The 21,834-nt window shown below is 62.7% G+C and carries 16 protein-coding genes; 8 read left to right on the forward strand and 8 right to left on the reverse strand.

Annotated features, from left to right (window positions below; all coding sequences use genetic code 11):
• Positions 1-43: 43 nt before the first annotated feature.
• The 3 genes from EGK76_RS00220 (at position 44) to EGK76_RS00225 (ending at position 1,548) form a co-directional block, all read left to right on the forward strand.
• The gene (locus EGK76_RS00220; protein ID WP_123831081.1) at positions 44-988 is read left to right on the forward strand and encodes an IS481 family transposase; all 945 of its coding nucleotides are present in this window, start codon (positions 44-46) and stop codon (positions 986-988) included.
• Positions 989-1,175: 187 nt separating this feature from the next.
• Positions 1,176-1,304 (forward strand): hypothetical protein, encoded by a 129-nt coding sequence (locus EGK76_RS15705; RefSeq protein WP_255409762.1) that lies wholly within the window; start codon positions 1,176-1,178, stop codon positions 1,302-1,304.
• Positions 1,305-1,314: 10 nt separating this feature from the next.
• Positions 1,315-1,548: a helix-turn-helix transcriptional regulator gene (locus EGK76_RS00225; protein WP_158613413.1), complete on the forward strand. Its 234-nt coding sequence runs from the start codon at positions 1,315-1,317 to the stop codon at positions 1,546-1,548.
• Between the two features lie 785 nt (positions 1,549-2,333).
• Here the strand turns inward: EGK76_RS00225 and EGK76_RS00235 are convergent.
• Positions 2,334-2,834, reverse strand: a complete 501-nt coding sequence (locus EGK76_RS00235; protein WP_123831083.1) for a hypothetical protein — start codon at positions 2,832-2,834, stop codon at positions 2,334-2,336.
• A 430-nt stretch (positions 2,835-3,264) separates the two neighbouring features.
• Here EGK76_RS00235 and EGK76_RS00240 point away from each other — a divergent pair, with 430 nt between their 5' ends.
• Entirely contained in the window at positions 3,265-3,924 is a 660-nt protein-coding gene (locus EGK76_RS00240) for an HAD family hydrolase (protein WP_123831084.1), read from the forward strand.
• A gap of 135 nt (positions 3,925-4,059) precedes the next feature.
• Here the strand turns inward: EGK76_RS00240 and EGK76_RS00245 are convergent, their stop codons facing one another.
• Together EGK76_RS00245 and EGK76_RS00250 are read right to left on the reverse strand one after the other, a co-directional pair.
• A complete protein-coding gene (locus EGK76_RS00245; RefSeq protein WP_123831085.1) occupies positions 4,060-10,194 on the reverse strand; it encodes a DEAD/DEAH box helicase in 6,135 nt (2,044 codons plus the stop codon).
• Positions 10,194-13,232, reverse strand: coding sequence for a hypothetical protein (locus EGK76_RS00250; RefSeq protein WP_123831086.1), 3,039 nt, complete (start codon positions 13,230-13,232; stop codon positions 10,194-10,196). The genes EGK76_RS00245 and EGK76_RS00250 overlap by 1 nt, the downstream gene beginning before the upstream one ends.
• 1,361 nt (positions 13,233-14,593) lie before the next feature.
• Here EGK76_RS00250 and EGK76_RS00255 point away from each other — a divergent pair.
• Positions 14,594-14,785 (forward strand): hypothetical protein, encoded by a 192-nt coding sequence (locus EGK76_RS00255; protein WP_123831087.1) that lies wholly within the window; start codon positions 14,594-14,596, stop codon positions 14,783-14,785.
• A gap of 478 nt (positions 14,786-15,263) precedes the next feature.
• On the opposite strand, the gene EGK76_RS00260 is transcribed toward EGK76_RS00255, so the two are convergent.
• From EGK76_RS00260 to EGK76_RS00270, 3 genes are all read right to left on the reverse strand, one after another.
• Positions 15,264-15,593 carry a hypothetical protein gene (locus EGK76_RS00260; RefSeq protein WP_123831088.1) on the reverse strand — a complete coding sequence of 110 codons (330 nt, stop codon included), beginning with the start codon at positions 15,591-15,593 and terminating at the stop codon, positions 15,264-15,266.
• A gap of 108 nt (positions 15,594-15,701) precedes the next feature.
• A complete protein-coding gene (locus EGK76_RS00265; protein WP_123831089.1) occupies positions 15,702-15,989 on the reverse strand; it encodes a hypothetical protein in 288 nt (95 codons plus the stop codon).
• Positions 15,986-16,915, reverse strand: coding sequence for an SOS response-associated peptidase family protein (locus EGK76_RS00270; protein WP_233580113.1), 930 nt, complete (start codon positions 16,913-16,915; stop codon positions 15,986-15,988). The genes EGK76_RS00265 and EGK76_RS00270 overlap by 4 nt, the downstream gene beginning before the upstream one ends.
• Before the next feature lie 89 nt (positions 16,916-17,004).
• Between EGK76_RS00270 and EGK76_RS00275 the strand changes: the two genes are divergently transcribed.
• On the forward strand, positions 17,005-17,346 hold the full coding sequence (locus EGK76_RS00275) for a hypothetical protein (RefSeq protein WP_123831091.1): 342 nt from the start codon (positions 17,005-17,007) through the stop codon (positions 17,344-17,346).
• Positions 17,347-17,829: 483 nt separating this feature from the next.
• On the opposite strand, the gene EGK76_RS00280 is transcribed toward EGK76_RS00275, so the two are convergent.
• Both EGK76_RS00280 and EGK76_RS00285 read right to left on the reverse strand, forming a co-directional pair.
• The gene (locus EGK76_RS00280) at positions 17,830-18,258 is read right to left on the reverse strand and encodes a DNA-binding protein (protein ID WP_123831092.1); all 429 of its coding nucleotides are present in this window, start codon (positions 18,256-18,258) and stop codon (positions 17,830-17,832) included.
• Between the two features lie 721 nt (positions 18,259-18,979).
• Complete coding sequence (locus EGK76_RS00285; protein WP_123831093.1) at positions 18,980-20,098, reverse strand: hypothetical protein; 1,119 nt, start codon at positions 20,096-20,098, stop codon at positions 18,980-18,982.
• A gap of 282 nt (positions 20,099-20,380) precedes the next feature.
• On the opposite strand from EGK76_RS00285, the gene EGK76_RS00290 reads away from it, so the two are divergent.
• On the forward strand, positions 20,381-20,887 hold the full coding sequence (locus tag EGK76_RS00290) for a hypothetical protein (RefSeq protein ID WP_123831094.1): 507 nt from the start codon (positions 20,381-20,383) through the stop codon (positions 20,885-20,887).
• Positions 20,888-20,925: 38 nt separating this feature from the next.
• Complete coding sequence (locus EGK76_RS00295) at positions 20,926-21,834, forward strand: hypothetical protein (RefSeq protein ID WP_148087420.1); 909 nt, start codon at positions 20,926-20,928, stop codon at positions 21,832-21,834.

Genomic DNA, 21,834 nt, shown 5'->3' on the forward strand with positions numbered 1-21,834 from the left:
GAAGACTGGAGGTGCGACCCAACCAGTACCCCAGGAGCCCCGGATGAACCTGCATAAACATGCCCGATTGACCCCGCGTGGTCGAGCCCTTCTCGTGCACAGAGTCCTCGACGAGGGGCTGCGGGTTGAGGAGGCCGCCCACGCAGCTGGCGTCAGCGTGCGAACGGCCTACAAGTGGTTGCGCCGGTTCCGCGAGGAAGGTGAGCGCGGGCTGTGGGATCGCTCCTCGCGCCCGCACCGCTGTCCGCATGCCACCTCACCGGTGCTGGTGGCGCAGGTCATCGCGGCGCGATGCGAACGCCGCACCTACCGTCAGATCGCCCAGAGCCTGCCAATCGGGATGAGCACCATCGCGCGCCTGGCGCGCCGCGCGGGGCTGCACCGGCTGGCCGAACTCGAGCCGGCGCGTCCACACAACCGCTACGAGTACGCACAGCCGGGCGACCTGCTGCACCTGGACATCAAGAAGCTGGGGCGCTTCTGGCGGCCCGGCCACCGCGTGACCGGCGATCGCCAAGGCGCCTCGGACGGCGCCGGCTGGGAATACGTCCACATCGCGATCGACGATCACTCCCGCGTGGCCTTCAGCACCGTCCACCCGAACGAGCGCGGCATCAGCGCATGCCACGCCCTGCTGCAGGCGCTGCGTTACTACCGCGGGCTCGGCGTGCGCTTCACCCGGGTCATGACCGACAACGGCGCCTGCTACAAATCCGGCGCCTTCCGCCGCCTGTTGCGCCGCCTCGGGCTGCGACACCTGCGCACCCGACCCTACACGCCGCGCACGAACGGAAAGGCCGAACGCTTCATCCAGACCGCACTGCGGGAATGGGCCTACGCCCGTTCCTACGACCACTCCGACCAGCGTGCCCACGCACTGTCGCCTTGGCTGCACCAGTACAACTGGCATCGACCTCACGCCAGCCTCGGCTACCAGCCCCCGATCAGCCGCCTTCTACTGAACAACGTGATGGCTTTACACAGCTAGGCCGCCTGACGCAGGGGCCGGGTTTCCTCACTGCCGCCGTCCACAGCGGACGCTTGCCGCCATCACCCTGCTGCAGCGCCTGTACAACACTGGCTTGGTCAACTCATGCCGGGACGCCTGCAACTTTCAAGATATATGTCGAACACGCCATTCGACCGCAGCCATGCATTTATGGCCAGAGCCCCATATGACTACGACACGTTCGATGATGCGGCAGCTCGCCAGGATGGCGCTGGATGCGCGCCTTGCCGGCCTGCGTTCCCGAGCTACCGACTTGTTCGCCACGCCGCGCGGTGGGGATCCGATCGATCCGTGAGGCGCTAGGCATGCCCCGCCACGAGCTGGGCGGGCGCACGGGCGTGGGCGAGCAGCGCGTCGCCCAGCTTGAGCGCGGCGAGGCGGATGGGAAGATCGCGATGGACGCGCTGAAGCGCGCCGCCGACGCCTTGGACTGCGAGCTCCTGGTTACCCTCGCGCCACGCGCCCTCTGGAACAGACTCTCACTGACCGGCGCGCGCCGCTGGACAGCGAGTGGCTGCGCAGTAACGGCCTTCACATGATGGCGTTGGAGAACCAAGCCGTGTCGGTAGACGCGCTACCCAGCCAGCTCCTGCGCGAGATCGAGGACCGGTTCCCGGACAAGCCACTCTGGGATCGGCCGTGACGCGGCCGCCCAACGCCTTAGTCCTCGCGGTGGCCCTTCTCGCCGGTGGGGCAACATCCCCTGCGACCGCGCGCGCCATCGTCGGCACGGCGTCCGTGGTGGACGGCGACACGGTTCGCATCCACGACGCCTCGGTCCGGCTCCACGCTATTGACGCGCCCGAAAGCAATCAGCTCTGCTTGAGGCTGGATGGCAGCCGCTGGCGATGCGGGCAACAGGCCGCACTGGCGCTCGATGCCCATATCGCGCGCCGACCGCTCTCCTGCGAGCCGCGTGACACCGACCGGTATGGCCGGGTGGTGGCCGAGTGCTTCGTGGCCGGCGAATCGATCAACCGCTGGACGGTCCGCAACGGCTGGGCGGTGGCCTGCGTGAGCACCGGGCCTGAAACCCGCCAACGGGGCGGGAACTGCTGCTCCAATCAGGCAGGGAAGGTTCTTTGCAGCTTACGACGGCACCTTCCAACGCAGACGACATCCCTTGGTAGCCGTGCAGCTTGTCGACCCGGGCGGCCCGAGGAGAGTTCACGCGTAATGCAAAGGCTACTTCGGATCCGCTACTAGGTATTTCGCTGAATGGGCCCGAATACTCAGGCCTTGGCCCGACAACACGAAAGAAGCTAGCCCGTGTACCGTGGCGGCCGGTTAGGGTGACAGAGGGCAATCCGCCAGGGCGGTGAGCTCACGACAGCGGAGGCGCAAGGTCTGGCAAATAGCGCTCAGAATGCTGTTCCTTGATGCGATTCAAGAAATGCGGAAGTGCATCTTTGTTGGCGATGAGTTCGGCACGCACCTTAGACAGGAATGCCTGGCGCTCTTGTCGAATCTTCTCAACGGTCTGATCTATCTGTGCCAGCGTCTCCGGATCGTCATGCGAGGAGACGAGAGCAAAATTGGGCACTGGATTCGAGATCGGTTCTGCTTTTGGTTCGGACGATGACTTGGCTCTGGCGGCTTTCAAGAACCTGTCGTGAATGTCGCGGAAGCCCGGATCCTTTCGCCGCTCTTGAGTCTCCACATCCACCTTGGCCAGCTTCAGAGCGGCTTCGAGCACGCACCTCTCGGCGTAGGCATGGTGTTTCAGATCGGACGTCACGCGATTGACCTCGTTGGTCTGGCGGAGCGTCTTGCTGACGCCCTTCATGCTGTCGTTGAAAGAGTTGAGCAGGGAGGTCAGCGACATAGGTCAAGTCCTTCTGGGGTGGGGCGCCCGATCCCGGCGCGGGTGCAGGATGGCGCGCGCGAGCCTTCGATCGCAAGGATTCCAATGAGGTCAAATGCGGTATCGGTGCTGGCGCAGTGTGTAGCGACGGGGTAGCGTGGCGCCGGGGATAGGAAGAGAGGCGCGCACTGGCCGGCGAGGAAGCCGCGGCACCGTGCGGCTTTAAGGACTTCAGCGAAGGCTTAAGGATGATCCGTCTGTGTTTGTTTGACCTCGATAACACCTTATTGCGCATGCACGATCTGGAGCAATTCCGAGGTGCCGGGAACGTTGGCAACCAAGCTTCTGGCTACCTTGCGGCGCTGGGCGCTGCCTACGACCAAGGCGGGCAACGGCACCTCTACACGCCGCAACATCTCGACGATCTGCGCAGGTCGCTTCCTGGCATAAAATGGGGGTGTTCACCCGATCCCCTCGAGCCTACGCGAACTACCTGCTGCACCGGGCTTATCCAGGGCTGCGTTGGGATGCCGTCGTTGCGCGCGAGGACGTTGCTCTGACCAAGCCTCATCCCGAGGGCGTGCTGAGTGCCATGCGCACCGCCGGCATCACCGATGCGGCGGAGGTCGCCATGGTGGGTGACGAGAAATCCGACGTGCTGGCGGCCTACCGCGCCGGTTCTTGGTCAGTAGTGGATCAGACCAGTTGGCAGCGGCCATGGGAGAGTGCTTGTTATCGGGCGATGGAGAAAATCCCGGATGCCGTCATCCAACGCCCGGCGGGTCTTGTGGGTGTTCTCCAGCGAACCGAAAGCCACCTGCCCGACCTCGAACGACGGTTGGCCAATGGAGTGCTTCCGCAAGGGACTAGGGCTTGCTTCGTCTCCATCAATCACTTTCATCGCAATGTCACGGGTTTGAAGCAGCCCGTCACGATGCTCGGCAAGATGTTTTCGGATTACCGGTCGCTGCGACCTAGGTCGCAAGGACACCTCCTGACCCAACAAATCTTGGAGCACAAGAGTGCAGTCCGGTTTCCGGAAGAGTGGATCGCGGCAATTCGGGCGTATCTGTCGCACCTCGCTGCGCATCAAGGGCCGTTCGGCGCCTAAGGGGGGCACTGACAGGCGTGCTCGTAATGCCTCGCCATCTGGCGAAGGCTGGTTTCATTTGTAAGAGGGCGCCATGAGCCGTGGCGCCCTTCGTTGTCAGGGGGGGCAGGGCCCTTCAGCCGCCGCCCCATCAGTTCAGGCCAGCTCCGGGACAAGTGCTGGCTCCAGCCGCGCGATCACGATCTGCCGTTCACCGACGCGGATGTTCCGCGCGGTGGGCGCGATCGCCAGTCCCCGCGTTGCCTCCCAATAGTCGACGCCCGGATCCAGCATGATCCTGAGCACGCTTCCGTCATCGAAGTGGACACTCAGGGTCCGCTGGTGCGGTGCGTTGGCCCTGGACACCTCGACCGTCGCCACTTTGAAGCCGGACAGCTTAGCGCGCAGATCGCGCTCGCGTTCGAGATCGCTTTGCCAATCCTGATGTCCAGGGGGCTCACCCGGCTTCCGCTCCATGACGGAAAGGCTGACCACTTTTACCTCGCGGTCAGAGCCGCGGGTATGACCTACAAGTCCGTTGACAAGCGCCGCGAACACGCCCGCACACGCACGGCGGCGGATATAGCGATCGGCGTATTCGATGCGCACGACGCTCTCTTCAAGCTTGTCGGGAAGCCCCGGATCCAGCCGCACAAGCGTCGGCAGGAAGAGCTCATCGAAGAACCGACGTGGTTCCAACGGGTCATGTGGGGTGATCTCGGCCACGGAGGCGTTGCCACCTGCATGCAGCTCACGGGCGAGGTCGGCATCCTTCGGCCATTCGATCGCTGGGAAATCAGGACGGCCGCCGCGCACATGGATGCCGGTTTCCGCCTCCCGCGCCCACGCATGCAAATGGCCCGGCTTCTCAATGACGGCGCAGGGGACGAACGCAGCTTCGCCGCCACTCCAGAGCCCGATCGAAGAGACAATGCCGGCCTCGCGAAGAATTGCGCAACGGCGGCGGAACGTAGGCTCCGCTGAGAACTTCTCGCTTGACACCACCAGCCTGCGAGACGTGTCCGGGAAGCGATCCTGGGCGCGTCGAAGTATCGACATCGCGACCGAGCCCTGCGTGGCCTGCTGCTCACCCGAATCGAATACCGTGACGCTTGCGCCAGCAGCAGTCGACAACGTGGCTGCAATGGCATCCAGCAGGCTACGGGCCTCCCAGCCCGCATCAGCGCCAACACTCGCCTTTGCCGCAGCGGGGACAAGCAGGGCTCCCTGGAACTGCCCGCCCAATAGGCCTGTGACAGCATGGCGATCAAGTTCGTCAGCGATATCGCGGGTGTCATGTCCAAGCAGGCACTCCGGACATGCCGAGTCACAGTTGGCTGGGCAAACCGCCGCTTCGCCGATGGCGGCCACCAGAAGCTCCTCGGCTGCGGTGCCGAGGCCCGATACGTAACCTGCACCACCCGACGCGGCGTCGTAAATCAGGATTGCCAAGCCCTTCTCGCCACGCAGGCGAACCTTCTGTACGGCAAAGCCAATTTCCCGATTCTCGATCTCCAGCTGACGCGCTGCCACATTACGAAGCAGGACGGCCAGCGTCGATGCAACGACCTGATCGGACAGCGGCGTACCGTCCATGCCGGGTTCAAGCACGTACTCGAGCACGTCCGTTCTGGTCGTGGCGCCCAGGGCGCCCAGATGCTTCACCACCCAGGCGCTATCCAACGCAGCCTCACAGGGGCGATTGGTGAATGGCTGCCGGTGTTGCTGTTTGCCATGCCTGTCGGGCGCCACGTATCCCGGCGCCGACCATCCGCAGGCAAGGCACACAGTGAAGCCACTGCGTTCAGACCCGCGCGTGTGATGGTAGATGTCTGCACCATGCCCCACGCGAAACCAGCCCATCTGGTTTCGCAGAACGCGTCGTGCGACATGGCTGCCATCCTGGTTGCGCACGCCGAAGAGAGGTATTTCTCCCGGCACATAGGTGGGCCTGGAGATGTCGTCGTTCGGCTTCGCACCCAAAGGCACAAGGAAGCCGGCAGGTACGAGGTACTCGAACCGATTACGGCAGTCATCAGACACAGCATGCCCACACCCGGAGCATTCACTCGGGCGCACGGGACTGTCGGTCACCTCACTGCACTCCTGGCACACGAGTCTCCAACGGAGGTTCTGCACCTCACCGGCAGCTTCGGAACTTGCGGGGCGCTTCCAGTTCATCGTCAGGCCACCGACGGTGTACACAGCGCCGCCGACGACAACGTTGGCGCCGGGCTGGTACTCCCGAAGTGCGACCGGAAGCTCGCGACTCAATGTCCGGTTGCGCATTGCCTTGCGATCGGACTTGTCACCGACTCTTTTGTCGGCCTGGACGATGATCAGATCGCGAACATCAACCGGGAATCCTCGCGCGGGTAGCACACCACGGATGGTGAGGAGCTGCAGCAGGTACTCATCACACATGCGACTCAGCCGGTAGGAGAGCGCGCGCCTGGCGGGGCCATCGGTAGCGGGCACTTCATCCCACTGATGCTTGGTGGCGTCCCACTCCAGATACCAGTGCAGCGCCGCTGCCTCGAGACTCTGCCGTGCCGAATCAAGCAGTACCTGCAGCGCGACGTCGGCAAGGCAGGATCGATGGAGAATGGCGCTGAGCGAGGCGACCTTGTCTTCTGAGTAATTCCGTTGATCGTGCAAGTGCGCCATCAGGCGCTGATAGGCGGAGGCGTCACGGTGGTCTTCCCCGAGCTGGCCTTGGGGTGTGGGCGCAGCGATGCCGAAGAAGCCGCCCGCCTTCATTCGCAGCGCCTCCTGACCTGAGCCTGCATCAGCGATAAAATCGCGCAGCAACCAGGCATTCAAATGCCGCTGAACGATGACGGGACTCCCCAGCTGCACGACAGGTGGCTTGATCACTGATGCCAGGAAAGCGGCGGGCTTATTGAATATCGCAAGCGCCCTCGGCTCCTCGCGGCACACGGTGTACGCGAGCGCGCGAGTCTCTCCGCGACGTCCGGCGCGACCTGCACGCTGCAGGTAGTTCGCGACGGTGGGCGGCGGGTTCGTCATTGCAACCACGGCAAGACTACCGATGTCGACACCCATCTCCATGGTTGTGGAGCAACTCAGCACGTTGAGCCGCCCCGCCTGGAAGTCCGCGTTCAGCTCATCGAGTCGGACTTGGTCGATCTGGGCCGAGTGTTCGCGAGCCGCGTAGAACGGGGCGCCAACCAATGCCCGATCCAACGCTTCCGGCCACAGGCCCAAGGTCACAAGCGGGTGGCCCTGTTTATTGCGGTCGAGCCAGGCTCGCCGCTCCGACCCAGGAACCGCTAACCCTTCACGCTCCCATTGGGGATGAGGAGGTGACGGCATTTCGACGGGCTGACACGGCACCGGAGCAGCATCACCCTGTTGATAGGGTGAGATGCCCCGGAGGGTGGTATCGAGCAGGCGGCGCGTAACAGGGCAGAGCCAAAGTTGCTCGGGACGCGACAACTGCACCGTTTCCCAGCTGAGATAATGGCCGATATCTTCGCCCTTGGTGAGGTGACCACTCGCCAACAGAGCGGCACGAGCACTGTCGAGAATCTCGCTGGCCTGCATGTCGCGTGCACCCGGGAATGCCAACCGCACCAAACGCGGCAGCCGGGCGCGGCCACCGCTTCCAGTGGCTGCATCCAGCTTTGGCCATACGAATTTCTGTGCGCGCAACTGACCGGCCGGGATCTCGGATACGAGGTACTTCCGGCTGAAGCGCGTACCGATCCAGTTCTTCTGGTCATCGGTCAGTTCGACGCATGCATTCTCCCGGATCACAAAGTCGAGGAAGATTTTGAGGAAGTTCTTCCATTCCTGCAGACTGCCGCCGATCTCCACCCACGCACGAGGCAGCTGGCCCTCGCTGGTACGCTCCACACCGGGATAACGTATCGACACAAGTCCGAGTGTTTCCAGGGAATTGGTGCGCTTGGGCCTGCGATAAAGCTCCCGAAGCAGCAGAAGGTGGGACACCTTTCCTGGCTCCGCGTGACCCATCAGCTCGGCGAAATACGGAGTGATGGCCTGGCTCACAATGCGGCGGTCAGCGAGCTTGTCCCGAACGTCGGGCCAGCGCATTGGAGCCGTACCGGCCAATGGTTTCCTCGCGGCCTCCAAGTCCTGCTCGATGTCGCTCCGCTCGAACGCGCTCTCGGCTTGGGTCAGATCGGCTTCCAGCCTACGGACTTTCTTCTCGAGCGTTTTGCGCTGTTCATCGGTTAGCGGCTGCGGGAGGAGCGCCGGAACGGCGAAGCGAATGTAGTCCCGCAAGGCAGAGTCATAGAGGCGCGCAGCGCCGCGCGCGGTGCCTTGACGGCTGTCGGTGAACGTCAGAAGCCGGCGGCCCTCCATCAAAACGGCATCACCATCGGCCTTGGGGTCTGGCGGGGCCGCCGCCAGTAGTTCAGGTACGACATTGCTCAGCGAGAACGGCGCCGTCAGGCGGATCGGGCGCCGGGATTTGTCCAGATCCCCGTTCGATGCACCGCAGCGCGGGCAGCGGCACGGACGCTTCGCCTCTTCGGCGTGAGCCTCCCGCATGGTCTGCGGGTCGTAGGGGTTCCACACGATGCCGGAGAAACCGACCTCACAATCCAGGGAGGCGATCTCTCCGTCAGCTGGGTTGAAGCGGGCATCCCCAACCTCAACTAAAGCCGCGTTGTCTTCCACACTTGTGATCAGGACCCTTCCTGCGCTGGCTGCCTTGTCGACGTCGTCCTGACTGGCCTCCACGTCGAAGAAGAACTCGTCCTCGTCATCACGGGTCGCACGAATTTGCTGGCGGTTCGACGAGAGCACGCCCTGCAGCGCAGCTGCTCCGCAGTCGTTGCACAGCGTCACCTCCAGCACTAGTGAGTGGCAATGGGAACATTGTTTGTGCAAGTCGGTGAACATCGCACCGAACCGCCAAGCCTCCGGCTCGACATGTGGTCGGCCCTGGCAACTGGCATTCACGCACGCCCAGACGTGATCGATCGTGCGCTGAAAGAGATGTATTCGGATCGGCAGGAACCTGCCATCGGCTCCCCCCTCACCCTCAAACTTGCCAGAGGAGATCACATCGATCCATCGCGCCGCTTCCTGCATGGTCGTGAATCCGGCCCTGTCTCGAATCGCGCCCAGGGTGGCTGCGGATGCTTCAAGCAGGTGACTGCGAATCGACATCGCGATCGGCGACTTTCTCAGCTCGGTCACGAGCTCGGCAGCGTTGCTGCCTGCAGTTCGACAGAGTGCCTCCAGCTGGTCGAGAGTTGGGGCAGTCCCAGCGATTGGAGTCAGTGAGGGCGTCTCGCGATAGCCCCTGATCACTTCCACCTGCTGTTCTGGGCAGCCGGCGACGTCAGCCAAGAAGCGACGCAGCGCATCCGTTGATTCCTGACTCTGGTCGCCAATGGTCGCCGAGGTCGCGACGAAGCGAACGTCCTCCGGCTTCACGTCGAAGGCTTGGAGCGTGCGCCGCAATAGAAGAGTCAGTTCGGCAGCCTGACTGCCCGTGTACGAGTGTGCCTCGTCGATGACGACCCAGCGGAGCTTGCCTGCAGACTTCTGGAGGATGGGCCGATCTTGCGGCCTTACCAGCATCAACTCGAGCATCGTCGTGTTGGTGATCAGCAACGGAGGCGGACTGTCGCGAAGACCTTTACGATCCGGGACCTCACAGCCAGGCAGGACATCTTTGCTCGTGGCGGGCAAAGATTCCGCCATATCGCCGTTGTATAGCGCGAATCTCTGGCGCCCTTCATGGGCTTCCAGCCAGGCGACCAAGCGCTCCTTCTGGCTACGGATCAGTGCGTTGAGCGGATAGATGAAAAGTGCCTGCACGCCCTCCAGTGGCGCACGCGCGCTACCCGATTGTTCGCACAGCTGGTTGAGGATAGGGAACAGGAATGACTCAGTCTTGCCTGCGCCGGTGCCTGCTGATACCAGCACGGACTTCCCCGACTGGGTGGCCTTCAGCGCTTCGCGCTGATGACTGAAAAGCTTCCGGCTCCTGGGAAACTCGTAGTCCCCTGACGCGTTCTCGAGAGCGGCGACGAAGGAAGGGTGCAGTACGCCCGACTTCTCAAGGTCTTCTACAGCCTCGTCTCCGCTTCTCCAGCGATACATGCACTCGATCAGGGGATCGCCAAGTACCGATTCTGGACTGCCCGGATACGCACTAAGACGAGTCTCGAGCCAAGCGCGTAGGCCGGCATCAGCCGGCCGAAGCATCCCAAGCATGGCGTCGGACAGACGCCTGGGAATGCGCTGCAGAAGCGGATCCAGCCGCAGGTTGTCGAACGTGTCCATCAATTCTTCTCCAGAAAAACCACCGCTGCTGCGTATGCTTCGTCGAATCGCTGCTTGTCGATGACGTACCTCGCATAAGCGAAGTCATCAATCAGATCCTTCTCGACCTCGATTCCAAGTACCGTTGCTGTGGCGAGCTCGAAGGGCGCACAAAGCCGGGTCCTGCAGATGTCCACGCTGGTGGGGACCGACCTCGGGTTCTGGCATAGGGCTGCCTGGATCCGCGGATCACCGCTCTTCTGCCACAGCGCTACCGCCTTGTCGCCCAATGAGTGAGACCGAACTACGACGTCATCCTCCGCACGCCCACCCCAGTCGAGTACTGCGGAGTGCCAGCGCTCGGCATGCGAGTGCAGTCCCGCATTTGCCTGCATCACCATGCGAGGAATCACCGAGGACTCGAGCGTCGTCAGAAGCACTACCAAGGTGCTTATCGTTTGGGCGCCGCACGTTCGCGACGCCCAGTCCATGGCGTCGGATACCACGGCTCCTGTCACGCCGTGCCAGAAAAATGGAATCGCGTCCAATGCCCACGTGAGTCCCTGTTCTGCTTGCGGGCTATCCCGAACCCTTGCCAGACAAAGCATCCTCAAAGCCAGGCGCGGCCTCGCAGCCAGAACCAGGAAGGGATCCAGGAAACACAACTCGAATTGAAACTCCCCCAACCACCCCAAGCACACATCCAGTTGCGCAGAGTCGCTCGCGTCATTCGGGTCCTCGGTTATCCGCTCGTACAACCGGACCAGTGCCTGCTCACGTTCGCCCACCTCGGGGATTGCGATCGTTTCGAGAAATGTCCTATCTCCCCCTCGAGGTAGGGCTCGAGTCGGAACCAGACAGGGCGCTGCACGGTGGGTTGTGTCGATCGCAAGGTAGAACGGGGCCTCCTGACCAAGGTCCGGGAGACGCCAGGTGGTCGCATCCACGCGATCCACCTCGACAACCCCCGATCGAGTGTCTTCAAAATGCGTCAATGAGCGCAACTCGATGCGGGTATCCGGATGGGCATCCGTGATCTCGAGGGTCGCGTCCCCCCGGCGGATACGATGAGCGTCTATGTCGACAGCTGGGCCATTCTCGAACTGCACTGTGAGTGCATAAGTCCGACCTCCGGGGTGGTACGCGAGCGCCGCCAGAAACTCAGCTACCGCGCCAAGAGAGAGTGCACCGTTCCGCAACGGGATGGGATGGACGGCACTCCAGCGGTCTTGTGTCCGGCGCACGTAGACATGTTCGTGTTGGGTAGAAACGGCTCGAATTCGGGCCGTCGATCTGGCGTCTATTCTCCTCCGCCCTTCCACTGTGGACTCACCTGTCGCCACGTCAACAAACGATGTCGAGTTCGGACGATCAAACGTTATGGTCAGCTCGCCGTGCGATGACGCCAGCGTCACGTCCAGACGAGACGACGAACCAAACTCGAAGACGTAGCGGCCGTCTGATCCGGCCGTGGCCCCGGGCGCTGAGTAGCCCGGCGGCAAGGTGAAGGAAACCGTCTTGGGCCCGACTTCCGGTCGGAACGAATCCGGCAGGACGAGCACCCTACGCCGTTCTGCGAGCGCCTCACCTTCAAAGTCCACGAGCCTGAAAGAAAGCTGTCCTGTGACGCTTCGCGTAGTCGAACTCTGCCAGTCGGTCGAACCTGCTCTGCGCCATTCAATTCGGCCACCCAGTCCCCCTTGGCGGCGCGGCTCGGGATTTCCGATGAACACGGTCGTGAAACCTTTTACCTGGAAGGCGGCCGGCTTGCCTTTGAAGTGGAGATAGACTTGCGGCCCGGCGTAGCCAGCTTCCACCAACGCGGGCTCTCCGTCTGGACCGGTGAAAAGGGCTCTTCCGGTCACCTTCCATAGGGCCCTCGTCCCCAACATCACCCCTGGTAACTGTATGGCGTCGCCGGCGACTTCCGTCTGTGCCGGCGCGGCGACGAAGAGTTCCTGGGAGCAGAGGCGGGTCGGCGCCGGAGTCCTGTAGACATAGTCGCCTCCGCGTGCGTCGAAAACCCAAGCGCCGGCTGTCTCCAATGGTTCACCGCCGCGGCAGTCCAGAGGCAGGAAGCCTTCGTCCTCACGCAAGGCGAGCGATACGGCACGATCTGCCGGTACGCCGTTGAGATCCTGCACGGGCCTGGGGAGCGTGTAGCGAACGCCTTCCTGTCTGCGCAGCCGACATGCCTCGCCGGCGGACTCACCAGTGACTGTGTAATGCACGGACACCACGTCCGGTTGCTCTCGCGGCAGCTCGACACCCTCGGCCGGAACCAAGACGCGAGTAAGAAACCGCCAATCACCGTTGGCTCGGGAAAGTATGCGCTCCACCTCGAGCCCTGAGCCAGCAGCGGCGGTAACTGCGACGTCGAGCAACTGACTGACGATGTCACGCGCTGCATCTTGGTCAACAAGGAATGGCAGATCCCTGTCCCAGTCGGGTGCCCACAAAGCATCGAGGGGACCGCCGTCCCAACCGGCCTTCTCGGTTAGCCGGATGACCGCTAAAACCAGGTCTGCACACAGCTTCGGCAGGTGTCCCGCCTCCTGATAGGCTTTTCTCAGATTTCCTTTCCGCGCCTGCTCAAGAATCAAGCTACCTGAGTGCCTCAAGAGGTCATTGTGCCCCTGCGCGGCAGCCGCCATGAGTTCCAAGAGTAGTTCACGCAGCAGTCCGCCTCGCTTGAGCATTCCGCTTGGCAGGCCCGCCTGACATACGACGGTTTCGAAAAGAAGGTCAGCTCCGGGCCGCTTTACGATCGGCACGCCATATCGCTGAAAGCTTGATTCCATGAGATAACGAAACCGGGCCTGATTGGCCCTGTAGAGGCGCTCAACCTCCGTGCCGCAGTGCGCCCATGAGGGCACGCCGCCGTCATAGTTCGAAGCAAATCTAGCGGCCGCCACAGGAGCGAGCGCGTGAATCTTCTGGGAGTCCCGGGCTAGCGGATGGTTGATCAGCACCTCCAGCCCATCAAGGGACTGCAAACCAACGCGATATTGATATAGAGGCCTGCCATCAACGGGCTCCCGGCCTAGTTTCTTGTCCATGTTCGCGCCCCCCGCGCGCTTTATTGTGCTGCTTCCCATGCAGCGTGGCCTCACGACTTCCCAGAAGTTGCCTGTCCGGCACGGCGTCCGATCGTTGCGATACACGAACTCAGTGCACTACAACGCCCTCGACTTCCGGTCCTGCGACCACGGCATCAACTCATGCAGGACTTGTGCCTACCTGTTTGCTCGACGATAGGCCGCGGCCGTCTCACTGGGCGATATCTAGGACGCTAGAGCCCCTGCCTGCGTCGAGCTACTGGTCCTGTGTCTGAGGGATGTACTCGACCAATTCTTCAATCCGGCCGGTGATTGTTGCCCGAGCTTCACCAGGATGGGAACTCCAACTGCCCCCATTGCGACATGGGGTGGCTGCCGAGCTCTTGCTTCCCTGCTGTTCTACATCTGCCGTTGGACGCGAAGCGGTCCAAGAGTGGTTAGAGAGGTGTTCAAAAGCGGTTAAAAGCGGTTCGGCATCCACCGAAACTGCCCTAAGACCGCGCCGTTACGGGGTTTTCTGCCTGGACCCACTACCGAAAATCGTCTCGACCTCCTACCGAAATCGTCATCACCCCTCAGGGGCCTACCGAAATCGTCTTCTACTCGCACGCGCAGACCCCCTACCGAAATCGTCTTCTACTCGCACGCGCCAGACCCCCTACCGAAATCGTCATGGCTTACCCGAACGGTGCCCTCTGGCCAACCGGAGGCGCCAAAAACCGCTTTGTAGAGCCCTATACGCGATTTCCTTGCCGTTCTGACACGCTAACCGGTACTCATAAAAATGAACCCTGGAACGGGCCCCTGAAGCGATCGAGCGCCCTACATAGGCTCCCCATCATGAAGGCTGTGGATCCAACGAGGCCGATCATCAGTGAGTACCCCCCCCCCTAGATCTAGACGATTTCGGTAGGGTCAGGTCATGACGATTTCGGTAGGGGGGTAGGTCGAGACGATTTCGGCAGGGTCAGGTCCTGACGATTTCGGTAGGTCCAGCCGCCCACCAGGGCTGGAGGTCTTGACCTTTTCGGTAGGTCAGCCGGGCGCCTGGGGGGCAGGACGTTTTGACGTTTTCGGTAGGTCCAGCCGCCGCCTGGGCAGGAGGTCTTGACCTTTTCGGTAGGTCCAGCCGCTCTGGGCAGGGGGTTTTGACCTTTTCGGTAGGTCAGCCGCTCCTGGGCAGGAGGTTTTGACGTTTTCGGTAGGTCAGCCGCTCGGCTGCGGGACGTCTTGACGATTTCGGTAGGTCCAGCCGCTCCTGGGCAGGAGGTTTTGACGTTTTCGGTAGGTCAGCCGCTCGGCTGCGGGACGTCTTGACGATTTCGGTAGGTCCAGCCGCACGCCAGGCAGGAGCTGAGAGGATGGCGCAGCTGCTGCGCATCACTCAAGGCACGGCGGTGGTTTCGATCAACGATCACCCAGCGACACGCGAGGTTTTCGGTGGCTTGGAAATGGTGCCGCCGCACACGATCGGCGCGGCCGACAGCCGCGGCACGCCAGCCGGAGAGTTGATCATCAAGTCGTGGGACGACGGCCAATGCAAGCTGTTGTAGGGAGATACTGACATGCTGTTCCGGCGGCCACCGATGTGACGGGCGCCGGCGATGCCTGATGTTGGATACACAGCACGTGCGCGCGTCCCTCGCACCCCACGCGACTGTCGCCGGCTACGGCCAGCGCACGTGGCTGTTGAGGCTCAGACGGAGCACGGTTCAGCGATGGCCGACATTAGTTCCGCGGAAGTGGCCTCAGTGATTCGCCAGGCGATTTCTGGCCAGATCCCAGTGCGGATGATCGGCAGTTACGGGCCTTGGAGAAGGCTGGGCGGATATCTGGTGCTGTTCGAGTTCGGCGCCTGGAAGCTGTCGATATCCAATCGCGATGGAGCCGTGGATTACATCGACCGCGCAGTGGCGCCGGATGGCCGCGTCGGTGACTACGACACGTGGGGGGCTGAGCCGGAGGCAGATTGGCTTTGCCCGCTGCGGCATCTTTCGGCCCGCGAAGTCTCCGAATTCGATGCTCTCCTGTCTAAGGCCGAGTCTCGGGCGACCGCCACACGCTGCTCGCGATAGCTAGGTCGCCAGAGATGCAGGCCGCGGGCGAGTCGTCGCGCGGGGGATCTTCCGCCGCCACCGGCCGAGGGGTGCGGAGATACCCGTGTCGCTCGGCGATCGCGAACAGCCGCTCCAGCCCGCTCTCGAACTTGGCCTCGTTATCGGGTGTGACCGCGCGCTCCGCCGCCGCCTCGCGCTCCGTCCAGTAGCTCCAGAACTCGCCGTAAGTTGGCCCGGTCTCCATCACCATGTGGAGCTCGCGCTCCCAGCGATCCAACAGCAGCGCAAGGCTACGCGTCGGCATCTGATTTCCTCGGTGGCGTTCGAGAAACGTCGGCCACCAAAGTAGCAGAACGAAAAGCCTCTCTAGCCGCCCACCTGTATTCATAGAACAGGCTGCGGTACCAGACCGTCAGCTGTCACCGGTCCCGCCGTGGATCAGCTCATCGAGGCCGCGTGCGGGCGAGTATGCCGACGGCTCAAAGCCGCGGTGCACCGGCATGTCGTAGACCGTATGCGCAGCTTCCACCAGCTCGACTGGCAACCCCGGTGCGCGGCTCAGCGCCTCGAACTCGCCAGCGGCGACGGCGTAGTCCGCCCAGAACTGCCGGAAAGTGCGTCCGCTGGGCTCGTAGCTGCTCACCCAGCGGCTGAGGTCTGACGCGGCGCGGATGAATTCGGCGCTCAGAACGTCGCTCATGCGGCCTCCCGGTACTCGTAGAACGGGTGCCGCTTGTCGTCGAAGATCGCGTACAGAGCTGAGAGGTTGCTGGGGTCCGGGTTGAGCCAGGCGTCGACGTGCTCGGGCTTGATGTTGATGATCGTGCGGTCGTGGCCGGCGGCCGCGACCTCGGGCTCTGGGTCGTCGGTGATCGCGGCGAAGGACAGCAGGTCCGGCTCCAGGCCTTGAGGGTCAGTCCAGTGCGACCACAGGCAGGCGATCAGCATGGGCTCGCCGGTGCGCGGCACGAACTCAAGGCGTCGGTTGCGGCCGTCCGAGCCTTCGACGTTCTCATAAAAGCGATCGGCGATCATGATCCCGTGGGTGAAGCCAAACAGGCCGCCCCAGAACCCTTCGAGGTTGTCGCGTCGCGCGTTGTACGTTCCCGGGAACTTCCGGTCGTAGAACGCAGGCTTGCCGGCAGGTCGGCACTGGTAGCGCATGGGCCTCAGTACACGGCGACCGCCCTCGCTCACCATCACGGGGCAGTAGATGCCCGGGAAGATGCGGCTGTCGGCTGGCTCCGCGGTGGTCCGTTTGATCATCGCCATTCGGTCCATCGCCTGCTCGACCTTGTTGGTGCCGATGCGCACGTCGTCCTGGGCTTTCTTCGTGACCTTGGTCGCCAGCTTTCGCTCGGCATCGGCCACGCGCCTACGCTGGGCGAACACTTCCTGCTCGAGCTGGGCGAGGGCTTCCGCGTCCGCCTCCCGTAAATTGGCCTGCAGGGCGGGCGGCCCGATCTGCTCAAGCTCCCGGATCAAGGCGCGCGGCGCCTTCGCCATCGGGTTGCGACCGCGATCCCACCAGAACGTCTTGACGTAGGTTTCCTCGTCCATCTCCACATCGGGATAGAGCCGCTTGAAGCGCTTGAGCTCGGCGTAGACCTGGGCGGAGTAGCACACGGAGAGGGGCCGATCGGGGCAGGGTGGGAGCGTAATCCTGTCTGCGCCGCGTCTCAGTCAACGAGACTGCGAGGCGTAGCATCTCGCCCATGAACCGCCCGCCGGCCGTGTGGCATATCGAGTCGAACGCGGATGAGCTGCGGTATCGCGGGCTGCCGATCGCCCGGATCTACAGGGAGCCAGACGGCACGGTCGAGGTGGTGACCCGCTGTTACAGCGAGGGCTATACCCACAAGCGACGCATGGCGACGGCAACCGGCGGGCGTCGTTACGTCGAGGCGTGGATGCGGAAATGGGGCGCCGAGGCAATGCGCGAGGTCGACAATCGAATCAAGGCAGCGGAGATCGAAGCTGCGCAGCGCGCATCTCTGCCCAAGGTCGAGATCCTGCCGGACCCGCGGAAGCCAAGGAAAGGCAGGAAGCCGTTTTGAGCGCGGGCGTTGGGCGGCGATGGCAGCCGGCACCTCCGGAACGGAGTTCTTCCTTCCCCTTCGACATTTTCGTAGAAGCGCTCAGCGAGCATGAGCCTGGCGATGTCCCGAACTGGCCACCCCAGAACACCTCTAGGTTGTCCTAGCTCGAGCACGGCGAGGCGGATGCAAGGTCACGCTGGACATCTTGAATCGCGCAGCCGACGCCCTCGACTGCGAACTACTGGTTGCCCTGCTACCGGGCGTCGCTAGAGCAGACCATGGTTGAGCGGTGCAAGCAACTGGCATCCGGGGGGGCGCGGGTCAACTGCCTTCACACCATGGCGCTGGAAACCAAGCCATCTCGGCTCATGACCTGCCCAGCCAGCTCTCTGAGCGATCGTGGACCAGTTTCTCGATGAGCGCCTATCGGGTCGGCCCTGAGGTTGTCCCCTTGGCGCGCATCAAGATGGGGGTGTTGGCCGCCAGCGGGGCCGCTAAGCCTCATCCGTTCTGACCACCTGATATCGTTTGCAGGTAGCGCAACGCCTTCCAAGTGTCGCCATCGCGGATTGCCTCAAAAAGCGACCGCCCGCCGAGCACCCGGATTGGGGTGTTCTTCATGTGGAAGACCACGTCGACGATTTCAGCCTTGTCATGGGTCAGCGACTGAAACACACGGTTGTATTCGCGCAAGCGTTCCTGCGTCCTTGATCCGTAAGGGTGTAATCGCATCGTGTTGAGATGCACGCCCAATGCTTCGGCCAACTCGGGCAGATCGAGTTCCATCACCTGAGCGAAGATCCGCGGAGACAGATGTGTCGTGCCCGGCTCGGAAAACCTCGGTCGTCTCGTGCCTTGCTGCTGCCATGAAAGGGCGCCTCCACCTATGCGCACAGTGTAAGCACAGTCTTTGCAGTCTTCGGTGCCCATTCAATTTCCTCGGCGCCAGCGGATTGAAAATTTAATCAGTCTTCCGAAACCTCGCCCTTCAGGACGGATTGGCGGACTGCGTGCTCGCAAGACCGCTCAGGCCCCGGCCGACGGTCTGACATCCGATGACATCGACACACTCGACACGGCAGAGCTGCGCGCCCTGCTTAGGCGACACATGAGCGCTGGCACCCATCACGCGTAGGCGTCAGGACGGCACGATGCCGACTGCACTTATCGCGAGGCTGAAAGCCGCAGACCCGCGTAGCTGAGAGCAGTCACAGGGGGCGGCGAGGTCTCAGCGGGCCAGTCCCTAGTTTGGCGGGAGATGTGGCGGCCCGGGATGCGTTCCTTGACGATTTCGGTACCGAAATCGTCAAGACCTTGCTGCCAGACCCCGCACCGGGATCCCCATGGGAGCGGGCTGGCGTCACCTGGCGTGCGCCATGGGTGATGCGAAAACGCTCATAACAGCGGTCAAAAGCCTCTGACGGCCGTTTATGGCTCCGAATGCCGCAAGCGCTCAAGCAGTGTTCCAGTCGCCCCTATTGGGCAATGTCGCGGCCCGTGGATGCGTCCCTTGACGATTTCAGTAGGCCGCATCGAGACGATTTCGGTACGCCCGGGGCAGCTGGTGCCATACCGAAATGATCTGGGACTGCGGCGGGCGCACCGTGACCTGCCCGGTCATCTGTGCGGCGCATCGTCCACCATGAAGTTGTTACCGCCGCCGCGCCGGGAGTGCAGGGAGCTTGGGCTTTTTCAGATGGCTCACGAACACCTGCAGTTCATCGTGGCTCACTTCGTACCCACCTCTGGCCTGGGCCTGTTCGAGGACACCGTTGCGCACCAGCCGCTGCAGGGCGGTCTGAATCCGCGTGGTCGTGATGTTCTCGCCTGGCAGGCAGTTGCCGAGCCAATCCAGCGTCGACTTGGCGAACATGGGCGTGGCCGGGGCATGGTTGAGCAGGAGAATGATCTTCTGGTCCAGTTCGGACAGCGTGCTCCAGAGCTTGCTTCCCTCACCCTGCTCGAGTATGGCGTCCTTCCATGCCGCATAGCCCGCAGCCGGGTCGTAGATCCCCCGGACCATCATCAGCCCAAGCGCCTGATTGAGGTATTCGGGCACGAGCACGAGCCGCTTGAAGACGGCCTCCATGGCGTCGATGTCGATCGTGCGGCCGGTGCGCTCGTGGAAGAGGGTGCACCTGTCCTCCACAAACGACCTGTCCAGCTCGGGCAGTGGGACGGGCATGGTCATGCCGAGGAACGGTGCGCCCTGCGTGGAGAGCATGTTCGACAGCTCGCGTCGGGAGGAGCCCGTAAAGAAGAACTTGAGCCGCTGAAGCCGCTGGATATGGGTGCGCAGGGCGGCAACGAAGCCGGGCTCGGTGCAGTTGGCCAAGGCTTGGAACTCGTCGATGACGAACAGTACGTTGGCGGTGGGGCGGATCCGATCAAAGGCACGGGACAGGCGGGCGACCAGGTCGATGGTGGCCGCCGGCGCGCTGCCCAGTGACCTCCGCGCCAGCCCGAGCCCGGCCCCGCGCGACCCCTCGATCTTGGCGCTGGTCACCTTGAAGGCCGACTTGCCATTGAACGCCTCCAGGGTCTCCACGATGGCGAGCTCGGGGGACTTTTCCCGCTTCCCCACATCGACGTAGATGATGTCGTAACCGTGGTTCTCGGCCGCCGGGATCAGTTCGTTCTCGACAAAGGACGTCTTGCCCGCCCGGCGTGGGGCGAGCATCGAGACACCCTTGCCCAGCCCGATATGGCCGAGACACTCGGCTTCGAGCGGCGCGCGGGAGAAGTAGGGAAGGGCCTCAGGAATGTGCATTATCGACAATTATGGGTCGATCCATAATTAAGCATAATTTGACGAAGGATGGGGCCCTATGCGCTGCCTGCGAATAACCCGACCACCCGCACCTGATGGAAGAGTTCGCCGGCATCGCCAATAAGTCCTTGGAAGCGGCAGATGAGGGGGCGACTACGAGCACATCTGGTCGAAGCTTCAGTGCATCCTGCGCGACAACGGCATGATCCCGGGCGACGAGGAGTCTTGCGAAAAGTCCGGAGCCTGAAGCGCGAGGCGGCCCACGTGTGGCGCGGCGAACCCGTGCGCACTGTCGAGTCGGAGGATGCGTCATGCACCTCCGAGGACATTCCCGAGACCTGGGATGACCTCGAAGACTGGGTCGATCGCCGCTGTTCGGGCCGACTTGTGCTCCTGCCCAGTGCCGTCAAGGCGGCACGCGAGTCGACCTTCGAAGACATCCCGCTTGCCTACCGCTCCCTTCTTCTGCTGGCCAATGAGTGCGTCAACATGCGCACTCGGGCTGAGGGCGAGGAGGACTTCAAGACGGCGTCCGACCGGTCCCTGCTGGACCTTGGGGTCGAGTGCGGACCGGTGGGAACGGCGGTGGACAGCCGGCTGTTCAAGGCGGGGTACCGCAAGCTCTACAAGGGCCAGGAGATCCGCCTGGACATGCACCTCAAGCGCGGCGCCGGCTTCGATCCGAAGCTCATCCTGCGCGTCTACTTCCACTATTCGGAGGAACTGCTGCAGGTGATCGTGGGCCACATGCCAAGCCACCTGACGAACCGCAAGTCGCGCAACGCCTGAGCGTCCACTCTGGGCTACGCGGCGATGCGGTCCTAGGGGTGCTGCCGATCGTCGAAGATCTCGTAGAGCGCCGCGAGGTTGCCTGGATCGTGGCTTGCCTCGCGATTGATGATCTGCTCCAGCCGCCAACCCCCCCACAAATGGGGCCCGGTTGGGGCCACCGCGCGCTCCTGCGCGCGATCAAGCTTGTCGCAAAGGAGACCCCAATGCCCGAGCTCGCCCAACCGCACCACAATTCATTCTGCGTTCGCTTCGCCCAAGAGCCACTTCCCGGCCAACCGCTTGTGCTCACGAAGGAAGATCGCAAGAATTTTCCCCAAAAGCTCAAGTGCATCCAGTCGATAATTGGTGCCTACGGACCGCTGGTTTCGCTCCCCTACGTCCGAGGCGGCATGTTGGTACTCGACATACTTCGAGCATCCGACGACTTGGCGCAAATCTCGCCCGAGCAAATCCTCGAGGATTTGCGCCGAACCCATGACGAGATTCAAAGGAATGCCCATTCGTCAGATCCCAAGCCGCACACAGTGGCCGTAACTTCGTACAACCTCTTGCCAATTCTTCACGCACTCAAAAATGGGTTCACGGACGCGAACAACCCGCCCGTCCTCAGCATCGATGGCAGCAACCATCTGCTTCCGATCCCTACGGCAGCCGATTTCACCGAACCCAGCCCGGAGGACCTCCATCAGAAAACGGGAGAATTCAGGATCGTTGGTCTGCGCCGGGACGACGCCAACGGTCATCGCCTGCTGATCACGCGAGACGACCTAATCGTGCATTGCCCTCTCAATGACCCGAAATGGGCTTGGGCTGCGATTCGCGACGTATTGAACTGTGATGCATGGCTGAGGGGCACTATTCAACGCCCGGGGCGAGGCAGTCCTTGGCGCGTCTGCGCAGAGACCGCGATCATTCTTCAGCCTTCACTTCCCGGCGTCGCATAG

It is taken from the genome of Luteimonas sp. 100069, assembly GCF_003813845.1.
Taxonomy (GTDB): domain Bacteria; phylum Pseudomonadota; class Gammaproteobacteria; order Xanthomonadales; family Xanthomonadaceae; genus Luteimonas; species Luteimonas chenhongjianii.

Excerpts from the sequence above, each read along its gene's own strand:
- EGK76_RS00285 (WP_123831093.1), bottom strand. The coding sequence starts at position 20,098 with ATGCACATTCCTGAGGCCCTTCCCTACTTCTCCCGCGCGCCGCTCGAA.
- EGK76_RS00240 (WP_123831084.1), top strand. The coding sequence starts at position 3,265 with ATGGGGGTGTTCACCCGATCCCCTCGAGCCTACGCGAACTACCTGCTG.
- EGK76_RS00220 (WP_123831081.1), top strand. The coding sequence starts at position 44 with ATGAACCTGCATAAACATGCCCGATTGACCCCGCGTGGTCGAGCCCTT.
- EGK76_RS00280 (WP_123831092.1), bottom strand. The coding sequence starts at position 18,258 with ATGGGCACCGAAGACTGCAAAGACTGTGCTTACACTGTGCGCATAGGT.
- EGK76_RS00225 (WP_158613413.1), top strand. The coding sequence starts at position 1,315 with ATGCCCCGCCACGAGCTGGGCGGGCGCACGGGCGTGGGCGAGCAGCGC.
- EGK76_RS15705 (WP_255409762.1), top strand. The coding sequence starts at position 1,176 with ATGACTACGACACGTTCGATGATGCGGCAGCTCGCCAGGATGGCGCTG.
- EGK76_RS00235 (WP_123831083.1), bottom strand. The coding sequence starts at position 2,834 with ATGTCGCTGACCTCCCTGCTCAACTCTTTCAACGACAGCATGAAGGGC.
- EGK76_RS00255 (WP_123831087.1), top strand. The coding sequence starts at position 14,594 with ATGGCGCAGCTGCTGCGCATCACTCAAGGCACGGCGGTGGTTTCGATC.
- EGK76_RS00265 (WP_123831089.1), bottom strand. The coding sequence starts at position 15,989 with ATGAGCGACGTTCTGAGCGCCGAATTCATCCGCGCCGCGTCAGACCTC.
- EGK76_RS00275 (WP_123831091.1), top strand. The coding sequence starts at position 17,005 with ATGAACCGCCCGCCGGCCGTGTGGCATATCGAGTCGAACGCGGATGAG.
- EGK76_RS00250 (WP_123831086.1), bottom strand. The coding sequence starts at position 13,232 with ATGGACAAGAAACTAGGCCGGGAGCCCGTTGATGGCAGGCCTCTATAT.
- EGK76_RS00260 (WP_123831088.1), bottom strand. The coding sequence starts at position 15,593 with ATGCCGACGCGTAGCCTTGCGCTGCTGTTGGATCGCTGGGAGCGCGAG.
- EGK76_RS00245 (WP_123831085.1), bottom strand. The coding sequence starts at position 10,194 with ATGGACACGTTCGACAACCTGCGGCTGGATCCGCTTCTGCAGCGCATT.